Origin of the sequence: Paenibacillus dendritiformis, from assembly GCF_945605565.1 — a bacterium.
Taxonomy (GTDB): domain Bacteria; phylum Bacillota; class Bacilli; order Paenibacillales; family Paenibacillaceae; genus Paenibacillus_B; species Paenibacillus_B dendritiformis_A.
In genome coordinates, this window is record NZ_OX216966.1 from 4,989,275 (window position 1) to 5,011,368 (window position 22,094).

The following is a 22,094-nucleotide window of genomic DNA, read 5'->3' on the forward strand; positions in this document are numbered from 1 at the left end:
CACATTTTTGCTAGAGTTAAAGGCTTAAATAAATTCAGCACCTCCTATGAATCATCCATTTCGTACTACATGGCGTTGGGCGCCGCAGAAATAAGCGCCGCTCCTCTTCCATCAGCGGAAGCGGGCGGCGCCATAGCTTAATGATGTAGCGAACCGACAAACAATACACGAGTCCTCATATCGCTTACTGCTACTCGTTCTCCTGTTGCTCTGCTGATAAGTTTTTGTCACATGTTAGTCGGCGACGCGCCGAAGCTATGCACATACATCCGCCTAACAGCGAAGAGCACGACATAATAAATGGCTACAATGATAGCCAGCACTAAAACAAATGTATAAATATTGTAGATTAACGGAATAAAATCGTTCGTGTTAAGCGAAACCAAGTTGAGTATATATCTCACAACCAATAAAGAGATCGGCGTAAACACGCAATATGAAACGGTCACAATAGCAATATATATATTCAACAACATATTGGCTATCTCTCTATCGCTGTACCCGATCATGCGGAGTATGGCCATGTTATTTTTGTTCTCTTCTACCGTTATCAAAGCGACGAGCCACACCATGATGACCGCAATGACACCGCCGATGACCTGATTGAGGACGGCGCTCAGCTGCGAGGAGGACGCCTGATCTTGCATTTCCTTGCCCATGCTCTCGGTGGATATGACTTTGCTGCCCGCTCCCTGCCGCGCATCAGCCCCAAGCGAATTCGTGAACGAAGCGTTATAAATATCCGGTGAAATGGCGAGAGCCTGCGTCAACTGCAGCTTATCCATATAAACGGCCGCCGGATCTCCATTAGAACAGAAGGCCGCAATCGGAACGGCAACTTCCTTGCCGCCGATAAGGAGCTTGATGGTCGAGCCGATTTGCAAGCCGTATAATTGCGCCTTGGAAACGTGCACGATGGCTCCTTCCTTCAGCTTGGCATTCATCTCCCGTCCGCTTCCGTCCGACAATGTCAGCCACTGATCGTCGCCATCGAATGCCAGCAAATTGACCGTCGCTCCCGCCCGCTTGCCGCTGCCGTCGTCCCACGCCATGCGCTTGTTCTTCTGCAAATAGTAATCATTGCGGCTCCCATCATGCTGAGAAATCCTTGCTTCCGCATAATGAATATCGTATTGGTAGTGAACTCCGCGGAATCTCTGTTCCACCGCAATGGAGCTGGACTGATTCAATGACAAGCCCATAATAAACAGGATTGACGACAGCAGTACCGTAATGCCAAGCATAACGATCATTTTCAGACTTCTTACAGACATTTGCAATTTAACTCGCCAAATGAAAGGCAGACCAGCGGTTGCGCGGCTTACCCACCTGGTAAGGAAATTAACGTGTTCCTGCTTCTGCCTGGCGTGAAGCATCGCAGCCGCGTCGCCGTTCAAGATCCGAACCAGCATCCAATAGGAAGCCGCATTGAATCCGATCATGATGACAAGCACGCCCGTCAGCAAGGAAGAAGCATCAAGCTTCTTCGGAAAGGCGGGCATCACATATTGGGCCTGAAACTGCTGGAGAAGCAAATCGCTGGCAAAATACGCGAGAAGCAGACCCAGAATAACTCCAGCCGCACATAGCGCCGCATGAACGGCGAGGTAGGCCTTACGGAGCTGGGCGCGCGGATAACCTAGCGCAATCAGACATCCCAGTGATTTCTGTTGCTGCCGCAAGCGGCGATTCAAAAAGATGAGAAATACCCCTGTGCATAACAACGTCAAGATAATCAAAAATATGACCGCCATCCCGGAATTGGAAGCCGCGCCCTTCGCCAGTTCCGTCGTCTCGGGATTATCTTGAGCAGGCAGGAAGGAAGCAAAGCGTACGTCCTCTGCCATGTGACGGATTACGTCTTCTTTATATACTCCATCTCGGAAACGTCCGCTAAAATAGTGAAATTCCTTGCCGTTAATCCATTCATATTGCTTCGCGGACACGATAATATGGAAAGGACGTTCCGCGTCAGCCGCATATCGCCGCATTTGTTCGGGAAGTATGACAGTTCCAGTAACGGCGTATGTCTGATCCCCGATTGTCAGCCGATCGCCGACCTTCCACGGCTTCCCCGTATCGGCATGTGAGGCAACGGCAATTTCGGCGTTGTCTGCGGGCAACCGCCCTTCGACGACGTGAATCCGATTCAGTCTACGCTCACTGACATCATCGTACCAGCGATAGAGAATTCCTTGCTCGACGCTCTCTTTATATTTCATCTCGGCTGCATCGAATCGATATTCCTCGCTCAAGCGCGCGGCTGCCGCAGCTTCTTCATCCGGCAGGCGCAGCATGCCGGTATCGATGAGGTTCTCCAGTCCAAGCGAGTCTAGCTCTTGCTGGGATATGGATTCCCTCCGCGCAAGCTGCCTCAGCTTCTCTTCCTCCAGCAGCACGGCCAGATTCGGGCGGAAAGCAAAATGCTCCTGGCCGCTCGCTCCGGCAAAGCGCTCGTATTCCGTGCGGATTCCGTCCGAAGCATATTGAATAAAGAAATAAATAAAGGATGTAGCCACGATGAGGAGAACCATAAGCCATACCTGCAGCCGATGCTTCAACAAATCGCGCCACACAAACCTCATTACGTTTCTCATGAATACACATCCCCTGCAATCATGTTATCCCCAACTGATTTCCTCGGCCACAAGCGGATGGTCGTTCACTTCTTGGGCAATCAGTCGGCCGCTATTCAGCCTGATAATGTGCCGGGCCATTTTCGCGATTCCGAGATGATGCGTGACGAATACAATCGTAATGCCGTATTTTTGCTGCATATTTTGCAAGCAGTTCAGCACCTGCTTTCCGTTCGCTTCATCCAGAGCGCCCGTCGCTTCGTCGCAGAACAGCACCTCGGGCTTTTTGATCAATGCCCTGGCAATCGCTACCCGCTGCTGCTGGCCCCCGGATAGTTCATACGGGAACCGGCTTTTCAGATGATGGATATTCAATTCCTTCGTGAGTTCATCCAAGTTGAGACTATCCGCGTTCAGATATTGCCCGATCTCAATATTTTCTTGAACCGTCAAGTTCGGAATCAAATGATACTGTTGAAAAATATACCCTGTATGCTTCCGTCGAAATTCGACCAATTGCTTATCCCCGTACCGGGAAATAAGTTGGTCGGCAAAATAAATTTCTCCCGCATCCGCCTGCTCCAAACCGGACATCACGTTGAGCAAAGTAGACTTGCCGGAGCCGCTCGGACCAAGCAAAGCGACAAAATCGCCTTTTGTAATGCGGACGGTAATCCCGTCGAGCGCGCGAACCCGGCTTTCCTTTTCGCCATATGTCTTGCTTACATTGTTGACTGTTATTAAGTCCATGTGATCATCCTCCTTCGTAACCGTCGACCGCCGCGTGCTTCGTCTTGCTGTCTGTCAGGTACAGCGCCACAAGAGCCGCGCTCGTCAATACGAGCAGGCCGCTAACGACGAAGAAAATGGGGAACACGCCGTATAAGTCGATCAACACCCCGCCCATCAAAGGGCCGACGATCGTGGCAAATGTGCTGAGGCTGCCGATAACTCCGAACACGCGGCTCGTATAAGATTCCGGCGTAAGCTTCTGAGCCATCGACTGGAAAGGAACGAATACGAGTGCCGCAAAACAACCGCCAAACAGTCCTAACGCAGGATACCATATCCACTTCCCTGACAATTCCCATTGCGTAAACAAGGTAATCAACACGAAAGCGACGCCTGCCCCGAAGCACCCCAGGGACATATAGGCGATTGCGCCGTTAATTTTCGCTTTGGACAAGTAAGCGGCAACCGCCAGCGTTCCGAGGCCGATCGCTCCCATGACGATGCCGAACAAGGACGGCGGAACGGCGGACATTTCGCGCATCAGCACCACGAGTTGGGTATCCGTCAAGGTCAGCACAAGCATGGCGACGCTGAATGCAATGGAGCTATATAACAGGGCCGGCGTGTTCCGTATGAACGTTAATCCGTTTTTGAACAAGGAGACGAACGATTCCTCGCCCTTCCCGTCCTGTGCCTGATCCTCCGGGATCGACCGCTTTGATAATCCCAGCAGCAGCAAGGCCGAAATGAGGAAAGACGCGGCGTCAATATAAAAGGCAAGCTTCACGCCCGTCACCGCCACCAGCACTCCTCCGACCGCAGGCCCGACAATTTTGGATCCATAGTCGATAATCGTCGTGATGCCGACCACCTGATCCATCTGCTCGTTCGGGACATATTCCTTCACCTTTCCGTTCTTGGCCGGAGTAAACATCGATTCGAAGGTTCCTTTGAGGAAGAACAAGCTGTACAGCAGCCAGATTTGATCCGTGAAGGCAATCGCGAGCATGATGACGCAGCGAGCAATATCCGAGAATATCATGATTTTCTTGCGGTCGAATTTATCTGCCAACACGCCCGTGAGGGGACCGAAGAGAACAAATGGAAGCCCTAATGACAACGTGACATATGCCATTTCCATCGGGGAGGCTTCCATTTGAAAGCCGAACAAGGCCAGTATAGCGAGCAGGGATATCCCGTCTCCCAAAGCGGAAAAAAGCTGTGCGGATAATAAATACACTACATTTTTATTGCTGAACAAACTCTGTTTCGCTGCTCCCATGCAGACCGCTTCCTCCCTTTTCTCATTTCGCTTCCTTCAATGGATGGGATGAGCGCTGAGCCGATTTGCGCTGCTTTGCCAGAATCGCGGCATACCCTACACTGGCCGCAAGGCCGAAGACAAGTATGCACACTCCCGCCCACAAGAACGTCGCGCCGATTCCGAGCCAAGCCACGCCCATTCCTCCGAAGAGGGGCCCCAAAATATACGTAAGCGCCATGACCGTGCCGAATTCCGCCATTTTTGCGCGAGCGGCAGCCAGTTGACCGAGCTTTTTCAGATAAAGGGAGAAGCCGATTTGCCAGCATACGCCGCCGGCAAAAAACAGTCCCAATAACCAGGCCACGTCCAAGTGCCGGCTCATGGCCCACGTAACGGCAAGAAATACGAGCGCCAACCCTGTCGAGGACAGGCTTATCGCCTTGAAGGAGGGCTGGCCTCCGGATGATTCCACCCGCATCCGAACCAACAGCGTCCCGAGACCTGCGGCAGCCATCACATAAGCCACGATCGCGGCATTGTCCCACTGGTAAATGTCGCGGAACAACACGACCAATTGTGAATCGCCGATCGTGACGAAGAAGGACATCGCCGCAAGGATAATGAGCCCTGACATCAGGTATGCCCGAACGGATGCGTCCGGCGCCTCTCCTGGATGCTGCACGTTCCCGTTGTCCTGGACTGGCTCCTCCCTGCTCGCTTCCCCCGCTCGCGCATGTCTGGACAGAAAGGCTGCGGGAATGGCAATAACGGCATAAGTAACGGCGGCTATCCACACGGTCACCTGCGGTTGCCATACCATAACGCTCAATCCGGCAGCCAGCGGCCCGGCGCACTTGACGATCGCCACCAGCCATTCGAACCGATTGTCAAGCGCCGCATATAGCTGCGGAGAGGTCATCCTCCGCAGCAATACCTCCTGTCCGTTAACAAAGCATCCGATGAGCAAGCCTTTGATGAGAATCAGCGCGATTGCCGCGGCAAAAGACGCCACGTACAAATGAAGGACCATGATCATCCCGCTCCCCCAAGCAGCTCCCATCATAAACAGTACATTCCGCTTCTGAATCCGTCCGCTTCCCATTGCTGTCGCCAGGGCCATGGAACCCGAAAAGCTCATGATAAGAATCCCGAGCTGTATGGGCGTGGCGGCATGGTAAAAGCCCCAGTAATTCAGCATCGACACCAGATCGATCCACACGGCCACGTTAAAGACAACAGCCGACCAGAACAGGATGCGGGTAACGGCAGACGGCGTATCATTTGTTCCCATAAAGACACGCTCCCCTTCTATGAGTTAGGTCTGACACCGCAGACGGCCATCATGATGAGCATGGCGTATGGGTGCTCACTGGCGAGAAAGGAAGAGACGCCTTTCTGCACTGCCGCCACTTCTTCTTCCGTTGCAAATCCGCTGTCCACCATCGTTCGCATCTCCTCGGCATCTACTTGCGGCAGGAAGGCTTCGATGCCGAGCTCGTCGCTATGTGAAGCGAGCAGCTTCAGCTGCAAATCGGCATAGCCGGCCTGCTGCAGCATATGCCAGAGCTGGCGGCCAATGAACCGGTTTCCTCCTTGCGAAGCCTGCTCCTTGGCATGCTGATTCAACACATGCAGCAGCTCCGGAATAACCGGATCGACAATGCCCCAGATGGCGTCATCAACATCCAAAATAATCAGCTTTCCTCCCGGTTTCAGGAGATCGAATATGTTCCTTGCGGCTTGTGCCGGATCCGGCACATGCTGAAACACAAGTCTGGCGATGGCGACATCGAATTGACCGAGCGGAAGGCCATGTTCCAGAATGTCTCCATGCACGACGCTTACCCGTCCATCATCTCCGGGCGCAATGCGCTGCCGTGCATATTGGACGTAATAATCTTCGATTTCAATGGAAGTAATGCGGCTCGAAGGGAACATTCGCGAGAGCTGCTCCGTTACGAATCCGGGACCGCTGCCAACCTCCAGAATGGAATCGCCGTCCTTGACGCCGAACTGTCCGAGAACCTGTTCTTCCTTGGACCAACTGATGTTCATTTGCCCCTTCATCCGTTCTAACAACCGCTTCAGCTTTCCTTCATCCATCATCAGCTTGTTCATGTTCATCCTCCTCTTTACACGGAAATTGGTTCGAAATAACCGCTGGCAGCAAAATAATCGATATACATGGCCAATCTGTCTGCATCCATTTGCGGGCATTCTATCTTATGGTCTTTCAGGAAGGAGAACACTTTGTCCGCGTTAAAGACGGGTGTCTCGCCTTCACTGATGGACATTTCTTCAATGAACGGCACGATCGAGATGTCGAGCCCACCCGCATTGCCTGCATCATTGCCTGCTTCCAGGCTCTGCGACACTCTCGCCTTCCAATCCATCCAAGGCAGTTCCACAAATGAATATCCTCGCTTCGCGAGTATGCGGGTGATATCCTTGAACGAGCAATCGTGATCATTCATCACGTGAAATGTCTGATTCGAGAATTTAGAGGAGGCTAGCCGAACGATGACGTCTGCGGCAAAGTCGGCCGGAATCAAGTTGAAACGGAAATCTATATCCGGGAATGCGCCAAGCTGGAGACAGAAGCGGATGATTTTCCAGAAGAAGTCACTGTCTTGGCACGCCCCGGTTCGGCTGTCGCCCGAAATCCGGCCAAGACGGTACATGCTGACGGGGATTCCGCGTGTTCTGCCTTCCCGCATTACTCCTTCCGCCACCCATTTGCTTTGCGTGTACCCCAATTTTAAAACATCGCTACAAACAGGCACATCATCCTCTAGAATGATTTTCTTGATTTTGGCATCTTTTTCAGAGAATACATATAAAGTGGAGATATAATGGATCGGCTTCACGGCTCCGGCCGCGGCAAACCGCAATATCTCCTCGCACCCCTTGACATTGACTGCCTCCAAAGCCAAATAAGGTTGGGCAAAATTCACGATGGCTCCGTTGTGAAAAATGGACGTGATCTGCTTGGTCAAGAATTCGTATGCCTTCTCGTCCAGCCCTAGACGCGCTGCACCCAAATCTCCGGTTACCGCCGTAACCCGCGTCTCGTACTCGTCCTTCCATAGCCCATACTTTCTCATCCCCTCGGCGATCCTGCGCATGCCTGTCTCCCGGTCCGCAGCCCGTACCAGACAATAGACGTGCCGAGCGGAATCGGGCTGCAATAACTCATGCAGCAGGAACGCCCCGAAGAATCCCGTGCTTCCCGTCAGAAGCACGGCTTCATCCTGTGCCATGCTCACCGCCTGCGGGATGTCCGCAGCCTGAATGGCCGGATCGAGCACGATCCTGCTTGCCAAGTCCAGTCCGTCCCCAGTTTCTTCCTGCGCCAACACCCTGTCGATTTGCGAGGCAATGCTCTTGATCGTCGGCTCTTGCATCAACTGTACTAGCGGAATCTGCACCTGGAACTGCTTCCGAATCTGGAACATCATCCGACTGATTAGGAGCGAGTGGCCGCCCATATCGAAAAAGCTATCCTCTAATCCGACATGCTCCACATCAAGCAAGCCTAGCCACATCTCGCGCAGCGCCAGCTCCGTATCCGTGAAGTGCTGCGCACCGTCTGACGCCGTCTCCTTATCCGCCAAGTGCCTGCCGGGCTTCAGCTCGCGCAATTTTGCGCGCTCGATCTTGCCGTTGGCCGTAAGCGGGAATTGCTCCAGAACCACGAATTGGGACGGAATCATAAAGTCCGGCAGCCTTTGCTTCAGCTCTTCTCGAATGCTGGCGGCCAGCCTTCCTTCCACCTCCTGCTGCATCGGAATGCTTGCCAGCTCCAATGAAGCCTTGTGTGCACCCGTGTATCTGCAAGGCGTCAGCTTCTCCTCCCCGTAAGGCATGAAGATCGCGTCCAAGCCTTTCTCATCATCGGACAACAGAAGTTCCACACGATGGCTCTGCCCGCCCCATTGCAGAATGTCCGCCGGATCTGTCCATTGCCATGAGGGCGACTCCTGCATGAGATGCCTGCGGTAATCCGCGATCGTGTCCGCCGGATCGGCCTGGCGCCGCCAGCGCATGAATTCCCACTCCTCCGCAAGGCGTCCATTCGGGATTCCCGTCACGAGGAAGCAGGCGGACGAATGCGCGGCGCACAACTTGCCTTCACGCAGCTGCCGCTTGATATCGGGACTCCATTCATAGAGAGCATCGGTCTCCCATACCGGTTTATCGCCGACATGCAGCACCGCATCGTATCGGAATTTGTTCATCTCATTGCGATAGATGCCCTTTTTATAGAGCACTTCAACCGTTCGGATAGAGGTCAATTCCCGCTGTAATTTCGCGAAATAGCCGGTGTCCAGCATCAGTTCGCTGTGCTGCTTCATTTTGCGAAGCACGAGCCGGTTGAACTCCGGCAGTGAAAGCCGCTCGTCCACGCCATTCAGCACGACGGAGCAATGGAACGCTTCTCTGAACATAAGGCCGCAAATGTCGCCGAGAAAAATGCATCCTCCCGGCTTCAATTTGCCGGCAACATGCTGCAGAACCTCATTCAGATACGAGACATCCGGGAAATACTGCACCACCGAGTTCAATATGACCATGTCGACCTGCTCCACGTCGGGAAGCTCGTGGGCATTGCATTTGAACAGCGAAACCTTATGGCGATTATCTCCCAGCAGGTGCAGATGCGAACTGACATATTCGATCGCGTTCTCGGATAAATCGGTTCCGATATAGGACTGGCACGACGGGGCGATCCGGAATAGCAGCAAGCCGGTACCGCATCCGATTTCCAGCACCCGTTTTGGCCTGTACTTCAGAATCCGTTCGACCGTTTCGCTGGTCCATTCCTCCATCTCGACCGCCGGTATGGGCAGCCCCGTATAGGTATCATTCCATCCGACGATATGGAACGTCTTGTCGTCATGTTCATTGCCTTTGGCATAATAGCTGTCGAATACCGTTTCCCATCGATCGACCAGTTCGCCTTTGAACTGCCGAAGCGTGCCGTGCGCATGCAGTTCATTTTTGTGCGGGATCAAATAACAAGTTAATTTGGCATCTCCGTGCTCATTCCGTTCGGCAACGACCACGCTTTGGGACACCAGCTCGTGATCGCTCACTGCGCTCTCGATCTCGCCAAGCTCAATGCGATAGCCGCGAACCTTCACCTGCTCGTCACGGCGGCCCAAATATTCGATCTCTCCCGCCGCCGTCCATCTGGCCAAGTCCCCAGATCGGTACAGGCGAGCCCTGGGTCCATTCGCCGATACGGAAGCGAACGGATTCGCGATGAACCGCTCCCTGGTCAGCTCTTCGCGCTTCCAGTATCCGCGGGCTACGCCTCTCCCGCCAATATACAGCTCCCCCGGAACCCCCAAGGGAACCGGCTGGCCATGCTCGTCGAGTATGTACGCTTCCAGATCCGGCAGCGGCACGCCGATGACACTGCCCGCCCCGGCATCCAGATCCTTCAGCGTAATCGGGCGGAACGTCGCGTGCACCGTAATTTCGGTAATGCCGTACATATTGATTAATTGAGGCCGACGATCGCCATGCAGCCTGAACCAAGGTCGCAGCGACTGCAGCTCCAGCGCTTCCCCGCCGAAAATAATGTAGCGCAGCGACAGTTCCCCAGCCTCCTCGAATCCGGCATGCTGCTCGACATGGATCAATTGCTTGAAGGCAGACGGCGTCTGATTCAGTACCGTTACCCGCTCGCGCACGAGAAGCCGATAGAAGTCCTCGAAGGAACGCGTCACGCCGGCAGGCACAATCACGAGGCTTCCTCCATGCAGCAGTGCCCCCCATATTTCCCAGACAGAAAAATCGAAGGCGCATGAGTGATACAGCGTCCATACATCTTGCGCATGGAAGCCGAACAATCGCCGCGTCGCTGCGAACAACCGGTTCACGCTGCCATGCTCGATAAGCACTCCCTTAGGCTTCCCTGTGGATCCTGACGTGTAGATCATGTAGGCCAAATCGGATTCATTGACGAATACAGACAGATCGCTCGCAGAATCGCTTGCCGGATCCTCCGGCAGCGCCGCTGCATTAATACGCGTGCAAGAACTGACTGCCATCAAGTCCCGGGTCTCTTCATCCACCAGCAGCAGCGCGCATCCCGAGTCGCTCAGCATCCAGCGGATGCGTTCTTCGGGATACGCCGGATCGAGAGGTACATATGCACAGCCGGCTTTTAAGATGGCCAAGATTCCGGCAATCAGATAAGGGGAGCGGTTCATGCACAAGCCGATGAATTGCCCGGGCTCAGCCCCCGACTGCAGCAGATGGCGGGCAAGTCGGTTCGCATAAGCGTTGAGCTCCCGATAGGTCCAATCCGCTTCATTCCACTTCAACGCGACATTGTTCGGATATAGGGCCGCATTACGCTCGAATTGCCGATGAATGCCTTCCGATGCCGCCGCAGTTGCCTCTATTGCGGCGGAGCGCTGCAGCATGCTCTCCCGCTCGCCCTCCTCCATCAAGTCTAGCCGGTCAATAGGCCGATCAGGCGCAGACAGCGCCGATCGAATGAACTGAATAAAGTGATTGACGAAGTTCTGCATCGACTGCGGAACGAACAGATTGGCGTTATATTCAAGCCGCCCGGTGATTTTTCCTTGCAATTCCGCCATCGACAGCAGCACATCCGACTTCGACGTGCCGTTAAACAGTCTGATGCTCTCCGCTCGCGCTTTCGGAAGCTGGATATCGACGGCTGGCGTATTTTGATAGACGAACAGATTTCGAACTAGCGGGATGGCCCATCCTTGGCGATCCGGCTGCAGTTCCTCAACGATGCGGTCGAAAGGGAAATCCTGATGATCGTATGCTTCGGCCGCCGTTGCTGCCACTTGTCGCAGCAGTTCGCGGAATGTCACGTCCGCGCTTATGTCCACGCGAAGCGGCAATAAATTGACGAAGTAACCGATGAGACCTTCGATTTCTGTATAGTTGCGATTGGCAACAGGCGTCCCAACCACGAGCGTGCGCTCATGAGTATAGCGGTAGAGCAAGCCCCCGAACAGGGCGAGCAGCGTCATGAACATTGTCGCGTCTGCTTCGGCGCAGAATGATTTGAGTGCGTGAGCCAGATCGTCCGGGAGTTCGAAGGGCACCTCTCCGCCCCGGTTTCCGGCCCAATCCGTCACTTTTTTGTCCGGTGCGAGCGCAATGCTCGGGCAATGCTCCAATCTGTCCTTCCAATAACGCAAATGCTTCTCCCATGCCCCCGAATTTAGCTGCTCCGTCTGCCAATGCGCGAAATCGCGATACTGAATCGGCAAGGGAGCAAGGGCGGGCGTCTTGCCTTCTGAATAAGATCGGTAACACGCCACCCATTCCTTTGCCAGCACGCCCATGGACCAGCCGTCGGAAATAATATGGTGCAGGCATATCGCGAGCATATGCTCCCGCTCCTTCAACCGGATGACCTGCGCACGCATCAGAAGCCCTCTCTCCAGATCGAAAGGCGAAGAAATGACGCGCTGGATCACCGCGTTCGCTTCAGCTTCAGCTTCTGTCTCATGCAGTCCGCTAACATCTTCGATGGGCAATTCCAGCGTGAAATGCTCCATCTGCTGCAGTTGCGGCCGACCGCCGGAATTGATGAAATTGATGCGCAGCGACTCATGGCGGCCGATAATATGCTGCAGCGCCCGGCGGGCTGCCTCTATGTCCAGCTCTCCGCTTAACCTCACGGCAAAATACATGTTGTAAGCAGACTTATCCACCAGCATTTGATCCATGAACCATAGCCTTTTCTGAGCCGGAGACAGCACCAGGCCATCTTCTTCCGGTCTGGGAACAATCCGCGGTTGCTTCCTGCCTCGTCCCAGCTTCCACTGCTCAAGCAGCTCGCGCTGCTTGTCCGACAAAAGTGAACGTCGCGTTTCCAATTCATTTTTGTTCGTCATAAGCACCCACCGTTCCACCGGAATTTTTATCGCTGATCATTGCCTACCAAATGCTCAATCATCTGCAGTTCCAATTGCTCGGCAATCTCCTCAATCGTCGGATACTTGAAAATGCGCTCCAACTTGATGTCTATGTCCGGCAGCAGATTCCGCACGCGCGATATGAGCTGGGTCGCCATCAAGGAATGGCCTCCCAGTTCAAAGAAATTATCCTTGATGCCGATCGGGCGTACGCCAAGCACCTGCTCCCATATCTCCACCAGATTTTCCTGCAACCCGTCCGCAGGAGGGACGTACATCGTTGACAGGTGCGCCCTTTCGTCCTCCAATCGCTCATGGCCCGCGCCTACTGGCGCAGCGGATTCTGCATGGCCCGCGCTTGCTTGGCCTTCCTGCCTGTCGCCGAACCAGCATTTCGTCCCCTCGAACGGATACGCAGGCAGCGGCACGCGTCCGGGCTGTCCATCATGAGTATGCTTCCAATGGATATCTGCTCCGGACAGCCAGCATTGCGCCAAGCCTTTCCATAACGCGGCAACGTCGGATTCCTCCTCCTTGCTATGCCGCATCAAGTTGATCGCATGAACCTTGCGCGATTCATCGTCACGCTGCCGCACCAATTGGGCCAAGCCTCTCCCTGGTCCCACCTCCAGCCAGATGGCATCATCTCCGAAGCTCCGCATAAGTGTGGACACCCCTCCTCCGAAGTTGACAGGCTCCCTCATATGGGCGCTCCAGTACGCGGTACTCCTGGCCTGGGCCTCCGTTATGTAATCACCGCTTACATTGGAGATGAAAGGGATGGAAGGGGCTAACAGCTCGTACTGGCGAAGCAAGCGTTCGAATTGCTCCGCGGCCGGCTCCATGAACGGGCTGTGGAACGCATGCGATACGGGCAGAAGCTTGTGGCCGATACCGTCGGACTCCAATCGCGCCGCCAAGCCAGCGATGGCTTCGCTCTCGCCCGCAACCGTGCATGAATCGGGGCCGTTGACGGCCGACAAGTACACGGCTTCGTCCGCTAAGCACCGGATCTGCTCATAGGATGAAGATACGGCCATCATGGCGCCGGCTGGGCTCTGCTGCATGACCGCCCCCCTTAGAACGATGATCGCAAGCGCCTCTTCAAGCCGGATGACGCCCGCGAGGCAGGCGGCGACATATTCGCCGAGGCTGTGTCCGATCATGGCACTGGGCCTCAGTCCCCAATCCATCAAGCAGCGGGCAAGCGCATATTCGACAATGAACAGCAGCGGCTGCGCTATAGCGGTCTGCTCCAACGTTTGCGGTTCTCCGGCTCCGTTCGTACGGAACATCGCCTGCGATATCTCGGTGCGCATGCTCCCGTTCAGGACGGCAATGCACTTGTCCGCCCAACTGCGGAACAAAGGGATCTGTTCATACAATCCGGCCGCCATGTTCAAGTACTGGCTTCCTTGTCCGGGAAACATAAAAATGATGCTGGCCTTGTCCTTGCTCGCAATGCCCCTGCCAATGACTTGCAGACTGCCGTCCCTGCCGGATATTGCCGCATAACGATAAGGGAATGCTTTCCTGCCGACTTGAAGCGTATATGCGACCTTGTCCATGGAAGCGTCCGGGTGATGCTGGAAATACCTATGCAGAGCATCCTCCATCGAACCGAGAGCGCTGGCCGTTCGCGCAGACAGAAGCAGCGCCTGCTCTCTCTCCTCCTTCCGGCATCCCGCGGCGCATTCCGCAGGTATTGGAGCCTCCTGCAAGATGAGATGCGCGTTCGTTCCGCCAATCCCGAACGAGCTTACCCCTGCGCGACGGGGATGATCCGAGGCCGGCCAATCCCGCAAGGCCGTATTGACATAGAAATGACTGGCCGTGAAGTCAATGGCCGGGTTGGAATCCTCATAATGCAGGCTCGGCGGAATTTGCCGGTGATGCAGCATCAATGTCGTCTTGATCAACCCCGCAATGCCCGCGGCAGCGTTCAAGTGGCCGATATTCGTCTTCACGGAGCCGATCGCGCAGCGCTGCCTGGCGCTGACTTCGCCAGTCTCGCCGAATGCCTCTTGAAGCGCGGCTATCTCGATCGGATCGCCCAGCGCCGTGCCTGTCCCATGTGCTTCGATATAGTCGATCGTCTGCGGTTCTGCCCCCGCCATCATGAGCGCCTCCGCCACGACGCGGCGCTGGCCTTCGATGCTTGGCGCCGTGTACCCCACCTTGGCGGCACCGTCATTATTCACGGCGCTGCCAAGAATAAGGGCATAGATATGATCGCGATCGGCCAGAGCGTCCTCCAGGCGCTTAAGCGCCACGATCCCCGCTCCGCTGCCGAAGAGCGTCCCCTGTGCCTTAGCGTCAAACGCCCGGCAATGCCCGTCCGGGGAGAAAATCCCCCCTTCCTGGTACATATATCCTTCCTGCTGCGGAACCCGGATGGAGGCGCCGCCTGCAAGAGCCAGATCCGACTGATACATGAGAAGGCTCTGGCAGGCATAATGGACGGCAACGAGCGATGTAGAGCACGCCGTCTGAATCGTGACGCTCGTTCCGCGCAAATTCATCTTGTAGGAGATTCTGGTGCTTACATAATCGTTGCTGTTCGCCTGCATCACCATTTGCAGCTCTTCCTCCGAAAGTTCATCGCGACGCGGCAATATTTCGTTCACCAAGTAACTGTTGAATCCGCATCCGGCAAACAGACTGACCAAGCCCTGGTACGACTCCGCGACATAGCCCGCATCCTCAAGCGCTTCCCATGCGCACATCAGCAGCAGGCGGTGCTGCGGATCGAGCAGGTCAGCCTCGCGCTTGCTCATGCCGAAAAATTGATAATCGAACTTGTCGATGCCATCCAGGAGCGGGGACGCCTTCACATAGTTCGGGCTGCGCAACTTCTCCTCTGCAATGCCGGATTCTCGCAGCATGTCATCGGTGAAAAAGGTGATGGTTTCCCTACCGTGCTTCAAGTTATCCCAATACTGCCCCATATGGCTGGCTCCCGGGAATCTCCCGCTCATCCCGATAATGGCTATCGTGTTCTCTGCCTCGCTCGCCGTCATTGACGCTCCCCCTTTCGCCGTAATTTTTGCGCTTGTTGCGCGGCTCGCTGCTTGCTTTTGCGCTGTTCGTCAACAACAACGCCGAGTTGCGCCTCCGTTCCGTTTCCGTTTCCTTCGAGATAGTGCGCCAACAAGGAAATGGTCGGATATTTGAACAGATCGACAACATGGATCGGCCTTGCCAGTTCCGCTTCGAGTCCTTGCTGGACGCGAAGCAGGAGCAGAGAGTGGCCGCCCGCATCGAAAAAGTTATCGTGAATGCCCACTTCCTCTACCTTCAAATGGCGCTTCCATACCTCCGCAATTTGCCGCTGCAGCATCGTCTCCGGCAGTACCGTGCCCTGTCGGCTCTCCCTGAAGTTGAATGCCCCAGGCTCGGGCAGTCTGGCCGCGTCTGCCTTCCCGTTGCGGGTCAACGGAATCTGATCCAGCTCCACATACGCCGCAGGCAGCATATATTCCGGCAGGCGGTCTCTCAGATGAAGCTGCATGCCGGTCGGGTCGAACGGCTTCTCGGCCGGAACCACATAAGCAATGATCCGGTCGTCCCTGTCCGCTTGGCATACCGTTAAGCAATCGGCGATCGCAGAATGCCGCAGAATCGCCTCTTGAATTTCGCGCAGCTCCACCCGATAGCCGCGAATTTTGACAAAGTCCCCCTGCCTGCCGATGAATTCAACGTTGCCGTCCGGCAAGTACCTCCCTAAGTCGCCCGTCCTGTATATTCGATCATGCTCCACTGCTGTATAAGGATTGGGGACAAACGCGGGGCGGCCTTGTTCCGCTTCCGCGTTCCCGATATAACCGGAAGCCAGATAAGGCGAGCGAATGCAGATTTCGCCCGTTTCTCCAATCCCCTTCATGCCCAGATCCGAATCCATCACGAGCAATTGCACGCCTTCTCTCCCTTTGCCGATCGGGATCGACGGCCCTGGATCCGCGGGAACGGAATAGATCCCCATAATTTGCGGCGTCTCTGTCGCCCCATACCCGTTCAGACAGCGGACCTGCGGAGCGATCGCCCGGATATTCTCAATGTGGGACGGCATCAGCACATCACCGCCAAAAAAGGCATACCGCCATGCCCCGAGGTCGCACCTCTTATGCCCAGAGCTGCCTCCGCCCGCGATCACCATGCCCATCGCAGGGGTTACATGGGTAATCGTTATCCGGCGGCGTTCCATCCATTCCGTCACATATTCGGGAATAATCATCCGGCTTCCGTCCGGAATGCAGATCGCGGCCCCGATGGACAGCGGCACGAATATGTCCCGCAGCAATGGATCGTGTCCCAAGCCGGAGAACATGCTGAACCGATCCCGCCAATCAAGCCGGAATTCATTCACTTGCCAGCGAATGAAGTTGGCAAGCGGCTCGTGCGTGCATTGAATTCCCTTCGGCGCTCCCGTCGTGCCCGAGGTAAAGAGCATATAGGCCGGATCGTCCAAGGAGCATCCCTTCTCGAGCTGCGCCAGCATCGCTCGGATGGAGTCTTCTTCATCAGCTGCATAATCGCCGTTGATGCCGTAAATGCAGAACGACACATGCCTTGCCCATTCATCGAGCAACCCGCCCGGTCTCTCCCGCTCCGCGCCGAGAAAGACGATGCCGTCCGCCTTGGACGCCTTGAGCAACTCTGTCGCGCGGATCGCCGGCTGCGCCGGATCAATCACCGCAAATGCCGAGCCGCTCTTGAGCACGGCGAGCATGGCGACGATAAGAGACGCGCTTCGCTCACCGTATATGGCTATCACTCCTCGCCGCTGGCGGGCGAAGCGAATCAACTTCGCGGCCAGTCTGTCGCTGCGTTCATCCAGATCGCGATACGTGTATTCGGCATCATCGCTATCGATGACCGCAATAGCCTCTGGACATTGCGCCGCCTTGTGCCTGAACATCAGATGAACCGGCTGCAGAAGCGGATCGCGAGCCTGCCTTAGCGGCATGCTCGGATCGGGCAGAACCGCGGCCGAGCGTTCGGTGAGGAGTGAATACCGCTCAATCGGCCAATCGGGATCATTCACGATCTGGCGGCACAGACATTCGAATTGAGCCAGCATTTCGGTTGCCCTTTCCTCCCGGAACAGGTTGGAGGCATACGTCATCGTTAGTTGAATCCCTTCGGCTTGCTCCAGTGCGTACAGCGTCAGCTCGCATTTGGAATCGGGCTCGTCCAACTCGATGATCTGCGTAGTCAGTCCGCTCAACTGAGCCGTAACCGGCGGAATGTTAAGCATATTGAACATGACCTGGAACATGGAGGAGCGGCTGAGATCCCGATCCGGTCTTGCCATCTCCACCAGCTTCTCGAAAGGCATGTCCTGATGCGCATAAGCATTGATGGCTGCGTCCCTCGCTAACAACAGCAGCTGGTTAAAATCAGGATTGCCGGATAAATCAAGCCGGAGGAGCAGCGTGTTCACGAATAACCCGACGACTTGATCCAAATGACGGTGATGGCGGTTCGCAACCGGAACGCCGACGGCGATGTCGGAGGTTCCGCTCAATCGGTACAGCAGCGCATTGAAAACAGTGACGAGCGTCATGAACAGCGTGCAATTGTGCCGTTGCCCCAGCTCTTTCAACTCCTCGCTGAGCGCTTGCGGAAGCTTCAAGCTGACCTGCTTGCCCCGATAGCTCGACGCAAGCGTCCGAGGGCTGTCGGTCGGCAGCAGCAGGGGCGGAATCGGCTGCTCCAGCACGCCTGCCCAATATTGAAGCTGCTTGCAATAGGAGCCGCTTCCTATCCATTCTTGCTCCCAGCGGGCATAATCGGAATACGTCAGCGGCGGATTCGGCAAAGTCTCTCGGGATTGCCCGACCCGGATCGCATAGAGCTGCCGAAGCTCGTTCAGGAGTATGCCTGTCGACCAGCCGTCCGTGATAATATGGTGCAGCACTAGCACCAAGTAGTGGCGGCATTCTCCCGTGCGGAGCAGCGTCATCCGGTACAGCTCGCTATCCGACACCCGAATCGGACGACGGCACTCCTCTCTTATCCATTGCTGTGCCTCTTCCTCCGTGCATGTCTTGATTGCCAGCCGGAACGCCTTTTCCTCCCTGACTAAGGAGAAGGGGATACCTCCCTCTTGATGAATGGTCGTCCGGAGAGAATCATGCCTGCGAATCAGCTCTTGCAGAGCTTGCTCAAGAGACTCCACGTCCAGCGGCCCGTCAAGAGACAACGTGCCGGGCAGCAAATAAGCCGTCTGATCCTCATCCAGCTTCTGGAGGAACCACATTCTCTGCTGGGCGCTCGTTAGCGGAGCCCGGTAATCCCCGGCCAGCTTCAGCGGAACGATGTCCGCCTTGTCCGTTCCGCCCTCCGCCTTCTGCAGCATTCGGCGGATTTCGTATGCCATATCGCGCAGGGCGGGCTTGGCGAAGACCGTGCCGATCGGCAATTCGATGCCGAACACGTCATGAATGGCCGTGATGAGCCGGGTTGCCAGCAAGGAGTGGCCGCCAGCCTCGAAGAATTGCTCTTCTGGACGCACCTGATTTTTCCCAAGCAATTGTTTCCATATTTGTATCATCACTTCTTCGACCATATCACTGCCGAAGCTGTTATCTTCCGGCGCGTCATGCATCCCGTAAGCCTCTTCGGCCTCCTCTGCAAGCAAGGAGCACAATGCTTTGCGATCCACCTTGCCATTGGGCGTCAAAGGCATGTCGCCTAGTACCACAAAGCGGGACGGAATGTAATGGCCCGGCATACGTTCTTGCAGAAATTTCCTTACAGCCGTCTCCTCCCACGCTGATTGCGGCTTCATGACGACAAAAGCGACGAGCGAAGCCTGATCGGGAGCCTCTCCGGCGACAATGACGGCACAGTTGGCAATGTCAGCACGCTCTGACAAGTGGGATTCGATTTCGCCGAGATGAAGTCTTACCCCCCTGACCTTGACTTGATCGTCCCGTCTGCCAACGAACTGGAGCCTTCCGTCGGGCAGGCATCTTACCACATCGCCTGTTCGATATAAGCGCCCCGGCTCGTGTCCATCGCCGGCCGAAGGCGCAATGAATTTGGCCTGCGTCAATTCGGCATCGTTACAATACCCGCGGGCAAGCCCGATTCCGCCGACGTACAATTCGCCAATGCCCCCAGGCAATGGAGGCTGCATGTAGTCATTGAACACGTGCACCTCCACATTCGGGATCGCTTCTCCGAGATCGATGATCGATTCATCTGAACCGCATTCCTTGACCGTTACCCAGACGGTTGCTTCCGAAGGACCGTATGCGTTGTAAAAACGCCTCCCCGGAGCCCAGCGTGCCACGATATCGCGGGTGCACGCTTCGCCCGCCGATATGACGACCTCCAATTCCGGCAAGTCCGCATCCGGAATCAAGGTTAGAACAGATGGAGGAAGCACCGCATGAGAAATCCGCTTTTCCCTCATCCACCGTGCCATTGCCGCGCCGGGCATCAGCGTATCCCTGTCGGCCATGCACAGCGTTCCCCCGCTGCGAAATGCCATCACGACCTCAAACACCCAGGCATCGAAGCTGAAGGATGCGAACTGGAGCACCTTGCTTCTATCGCTAAGATTGAAATATTGACGCTGCGCCTCTGCCATGTTCCATATGCCGCGGTGCTCGATCATGACAGCCTTCGGCTTGCCTGTGGATCCGGACGTGAAGATGACATATGCCAGGTCGCGGATTCCGACGTCCAGCCCGGTCGGCCTCGCGCTCTGGCCAGCAATGTCCGCCTCGTCCCGATCGAGCAGCGCCAGTTCGATGCCTTCTCCGAACGAACCCAGGCCGATCGGGGAAGTGCTGATGATGACCCTCATCTCGACCTTGTTCGCCATATAGGCGATGCGCTGCGGCGGATATGAGGGATCGATCGGCACAAAGACCGCGCCGAGCTTCAAGACGGCAAATACCGCTGCGACCATGTCCGGCGAACGACGCAAGCACACTCCTACAAATTGGCCCTTCCGTACGCCTTTGCCGGACAGCCACCAAGCGATGCGATTCGCCCTATGCTCCAGCTCCAGGTAGGTCAACGTATCGTCCATGAACGTAACGGCCGCCGAGTCCGGCCGCTGCGACGCTTGATATTCGAGCAAATGATGCAAGCAGATGTGAGGCAGCGGCTCGGACGGGAGCTGCAACCGCCGGCCATGGCCAGATCGCGCATTCAGCCTCAGCGTGCCGATCCGCTCCTCCGGATTCCGCACGACCCCCTCGACCAGCTCCGTATACAAGCGCGCCATTGTCTTCATGAAGGCAGCACTGAACAAATTCGAGCGATAGATGAAAGAACCATGGATGAACGCGTCCGTCTCCTCCACCATCAAGACGAGCTCGAACGGCGTATCCTTGGTTCCCAGCGGCACCGGCCGCCAAATCATCCCCCCGAGCTCTGTCAGCTCCTGATCATCGCTTATGAATAGCGGAGAGCGAGTTCCATCCCCGCTTTGGGCCCGTTCCATGACAAACGCAACCTGAAACACGGGTGAAATCTTGGCATCGCGCTCCGGCTGCAGCCGTTCCGCCACCAAAGGGAACGGATAATCCTGGTGCTCCATTGCCCCCAGCATTGATCGCTTGACCGAATCCGCGAGCTTCCCAAATGGCAATTCGCCCGAGCACTCGAGGCGCAGGGCAACCGTGTTGACCAAATAGCCGAAAACCTCCTCGAAGCCGGCTTCGTTCCTTCCGGAGACGAACGTGCCGATGACGACTTCCTCTTGCTCCGTATAGCGATACAGCAGCGCAGCAAAGGAAGATAGCAGCAGCGTATTCACGGTAACACCGAGCTTCCTGCTTAATCGGATCACTTCTTGGGACAAGGATTCACTGAACCTGAAGATACAGTTTTCCCCTCTATGATCGTACGCGGAGGCTCCGCCCCCGACTTTGTCCGCGACCAGCGCGCAGATGGGCAGCGGCTCCGCAAGCGTACGCTCCCAGTAGTTCCGGTCTTGTTCTGCACGCTCACTCTGCAAAAAACGCTGCTGCCAATCCACGAATGCGCCGTAGCTGCGGCTCTCCCGCAATCGATCCCGAACCGGAACGCCATGCTGGTACCGATTTGCGAAATCGCGCAGCAGCATGACGATCGACCATGCGTCCGCAATTATGTGATGCATTGATATCAATAGTCGTGGCGGACGATCGGGAGCATAGAACAGGAAAATGCGGAACAGCGGGCCATCATGCAATGAGAACGGCTCCCGCATGCAGCGCTGGAACAATTCTTCCGCTTCGGATCCCCAAGACGCGAGCCGATGCACCCGAAAATCAACTTCTCCGTCCGGCCTTACATGACGTTTGATCTCTCCGTCTTCTATAGAAAACACAGTGCGCAAAGAACTGTACGTATCATATACACTTTGAAAGGATAAGCGCAGCTTATGTTCATCCACAGGCGTTAACAGATCCCATGCCGCTTGCATATGGTAGGCGCAATTGTCCGGATGGGCCTGCTGCAGCAGCCAGAGCGCCTTCTGCCCGTAAGATGCCATCGTATCCCGCTTCTCCTGACGCTGCTGCAGGAGCTGGCGGATCAGCCTTTCTTTGTCCTGGCGGGATAAGCCTGCAGTGACAATCGAATCGTTCATCTTGTTCATCT

General features: G+C 55.6%; 8 protein-coding genes. All 8 read right to left on the minus strand.

Features of this window, described 5'->3' with window-relative positions; translation table 11 throughout:
* Positions 1 to 227: 227 nt before the first annotated feature.
* Genes NNL35_RS22350 through NNL35_RS22385 form a run of 8 tightly spaced genes read right to left on the minus strand, consistent with a single transcriptional unit; the run spans position 228 to position 22,083 of the window.
* The gene (locus NNL35_RS22350; protein WP_254553733.1) at positions 228 to 2,597 is read right to left on the minus strand and encodes an ABC transporter permease; all 2,370 of its coding nucleotides are present in this window, start codon (positions 2,595 to 2,597) and stop codon (positions 228 to 230) included.
* Between the two features lie 24 nt (positions 2,598 to 2,621).
* Complete coding sequence (locus NNL35_RS22355) at positions 2,622 to 3,326, minus strand: ABC transporter ATP-binding protein (protein WP_006674830.1); 705 nt, start codon at positions 3,324 to 3,326, stop codon at positions 2,622 to 2,624.
* 4 nt (positions 3,327 to 3,330) lie between these two features.
* On the minus strand, positions 3,331 to 4,590 hold the full coding sequence (locus NNL35_RS22360) for an MFS transporter (protein WP_254553734.1): 1,260 nt from the start codon (positions 4,588 to 4,590) through the stop codon (positions 3,331 to 3,333).
* 22 nt (positions 4,591 to 4,612) lie between these two features.
* Positions 4,613 to 5,863 carry an MFS transporter gene (locus NNL35_RS22365; protein ID WP_254553735.1) on the minus strand — a complete coding sequence of 417 codons (1,251 nt, stop codon included), beginning with the start codon at positions 5,861 to 5,863 and terminating at the stop codon, positions 4,613 to 4,615.
* A 17-nt stretch (positions 5,864 to 5,880) separates the two neighbouring features.
* Positions 5,881 to 6,690, minus strand: a complete 810-nt coding sequence (locus NNL35_RS22370) for a methyltransferase domain-containing protein (protein WP_254553736.1) — start codon at positions 6,688 to 6,690, stop codon at positions 5,881 to 5,883.
* Between the two features lie 14 nt (positions 6,691 to 6,704).
* Positions 6,705 to 12,467 carry a non-ribosomal peptide synthetase gene (locus NNL35_RS22375; protein WP_254553737.1) on the minus strand — a complete coding sequence of 1,921 codons (5,763 nt, stop codon included), beginning with the start codon at positions 12,465 to 12,467 and terminating at the stop codon, positions 6,705 to 6,707.
* A gap of 26 nt (positions 12,468 to 12,493) precedes the next feature.
* On the minus strand, positions 12,494 to 15,508 hold the full coding sequence (locus NNL35_RS22380; protein WP_254553738.1) for a type I polyketide synthase: 3,015 nt from the start codon (positions 15,506 to 15,508) through the stop codon (positions 12,494 to 12,496).
* The gene (locus NNL35_RS22385) at positions 15,505 to 22,083 is read right to left on the minus strand and encodes a non-ribosomal peptide synthetase (protein ID WP_254553739.1); all 6,579 of its coding nucleotides are present in this window, start codon (positions 22,081 to 22,083) and stop codon (positions 15,505 to 15,507) included. The genes NNL35_RS22380 and NNL35_RS22385 overlap by 4 nt, the downstream gene beginning before the upstream one ends.
* Positions 22,084 to 22,094: the final 11 nt, after the last annotated feature.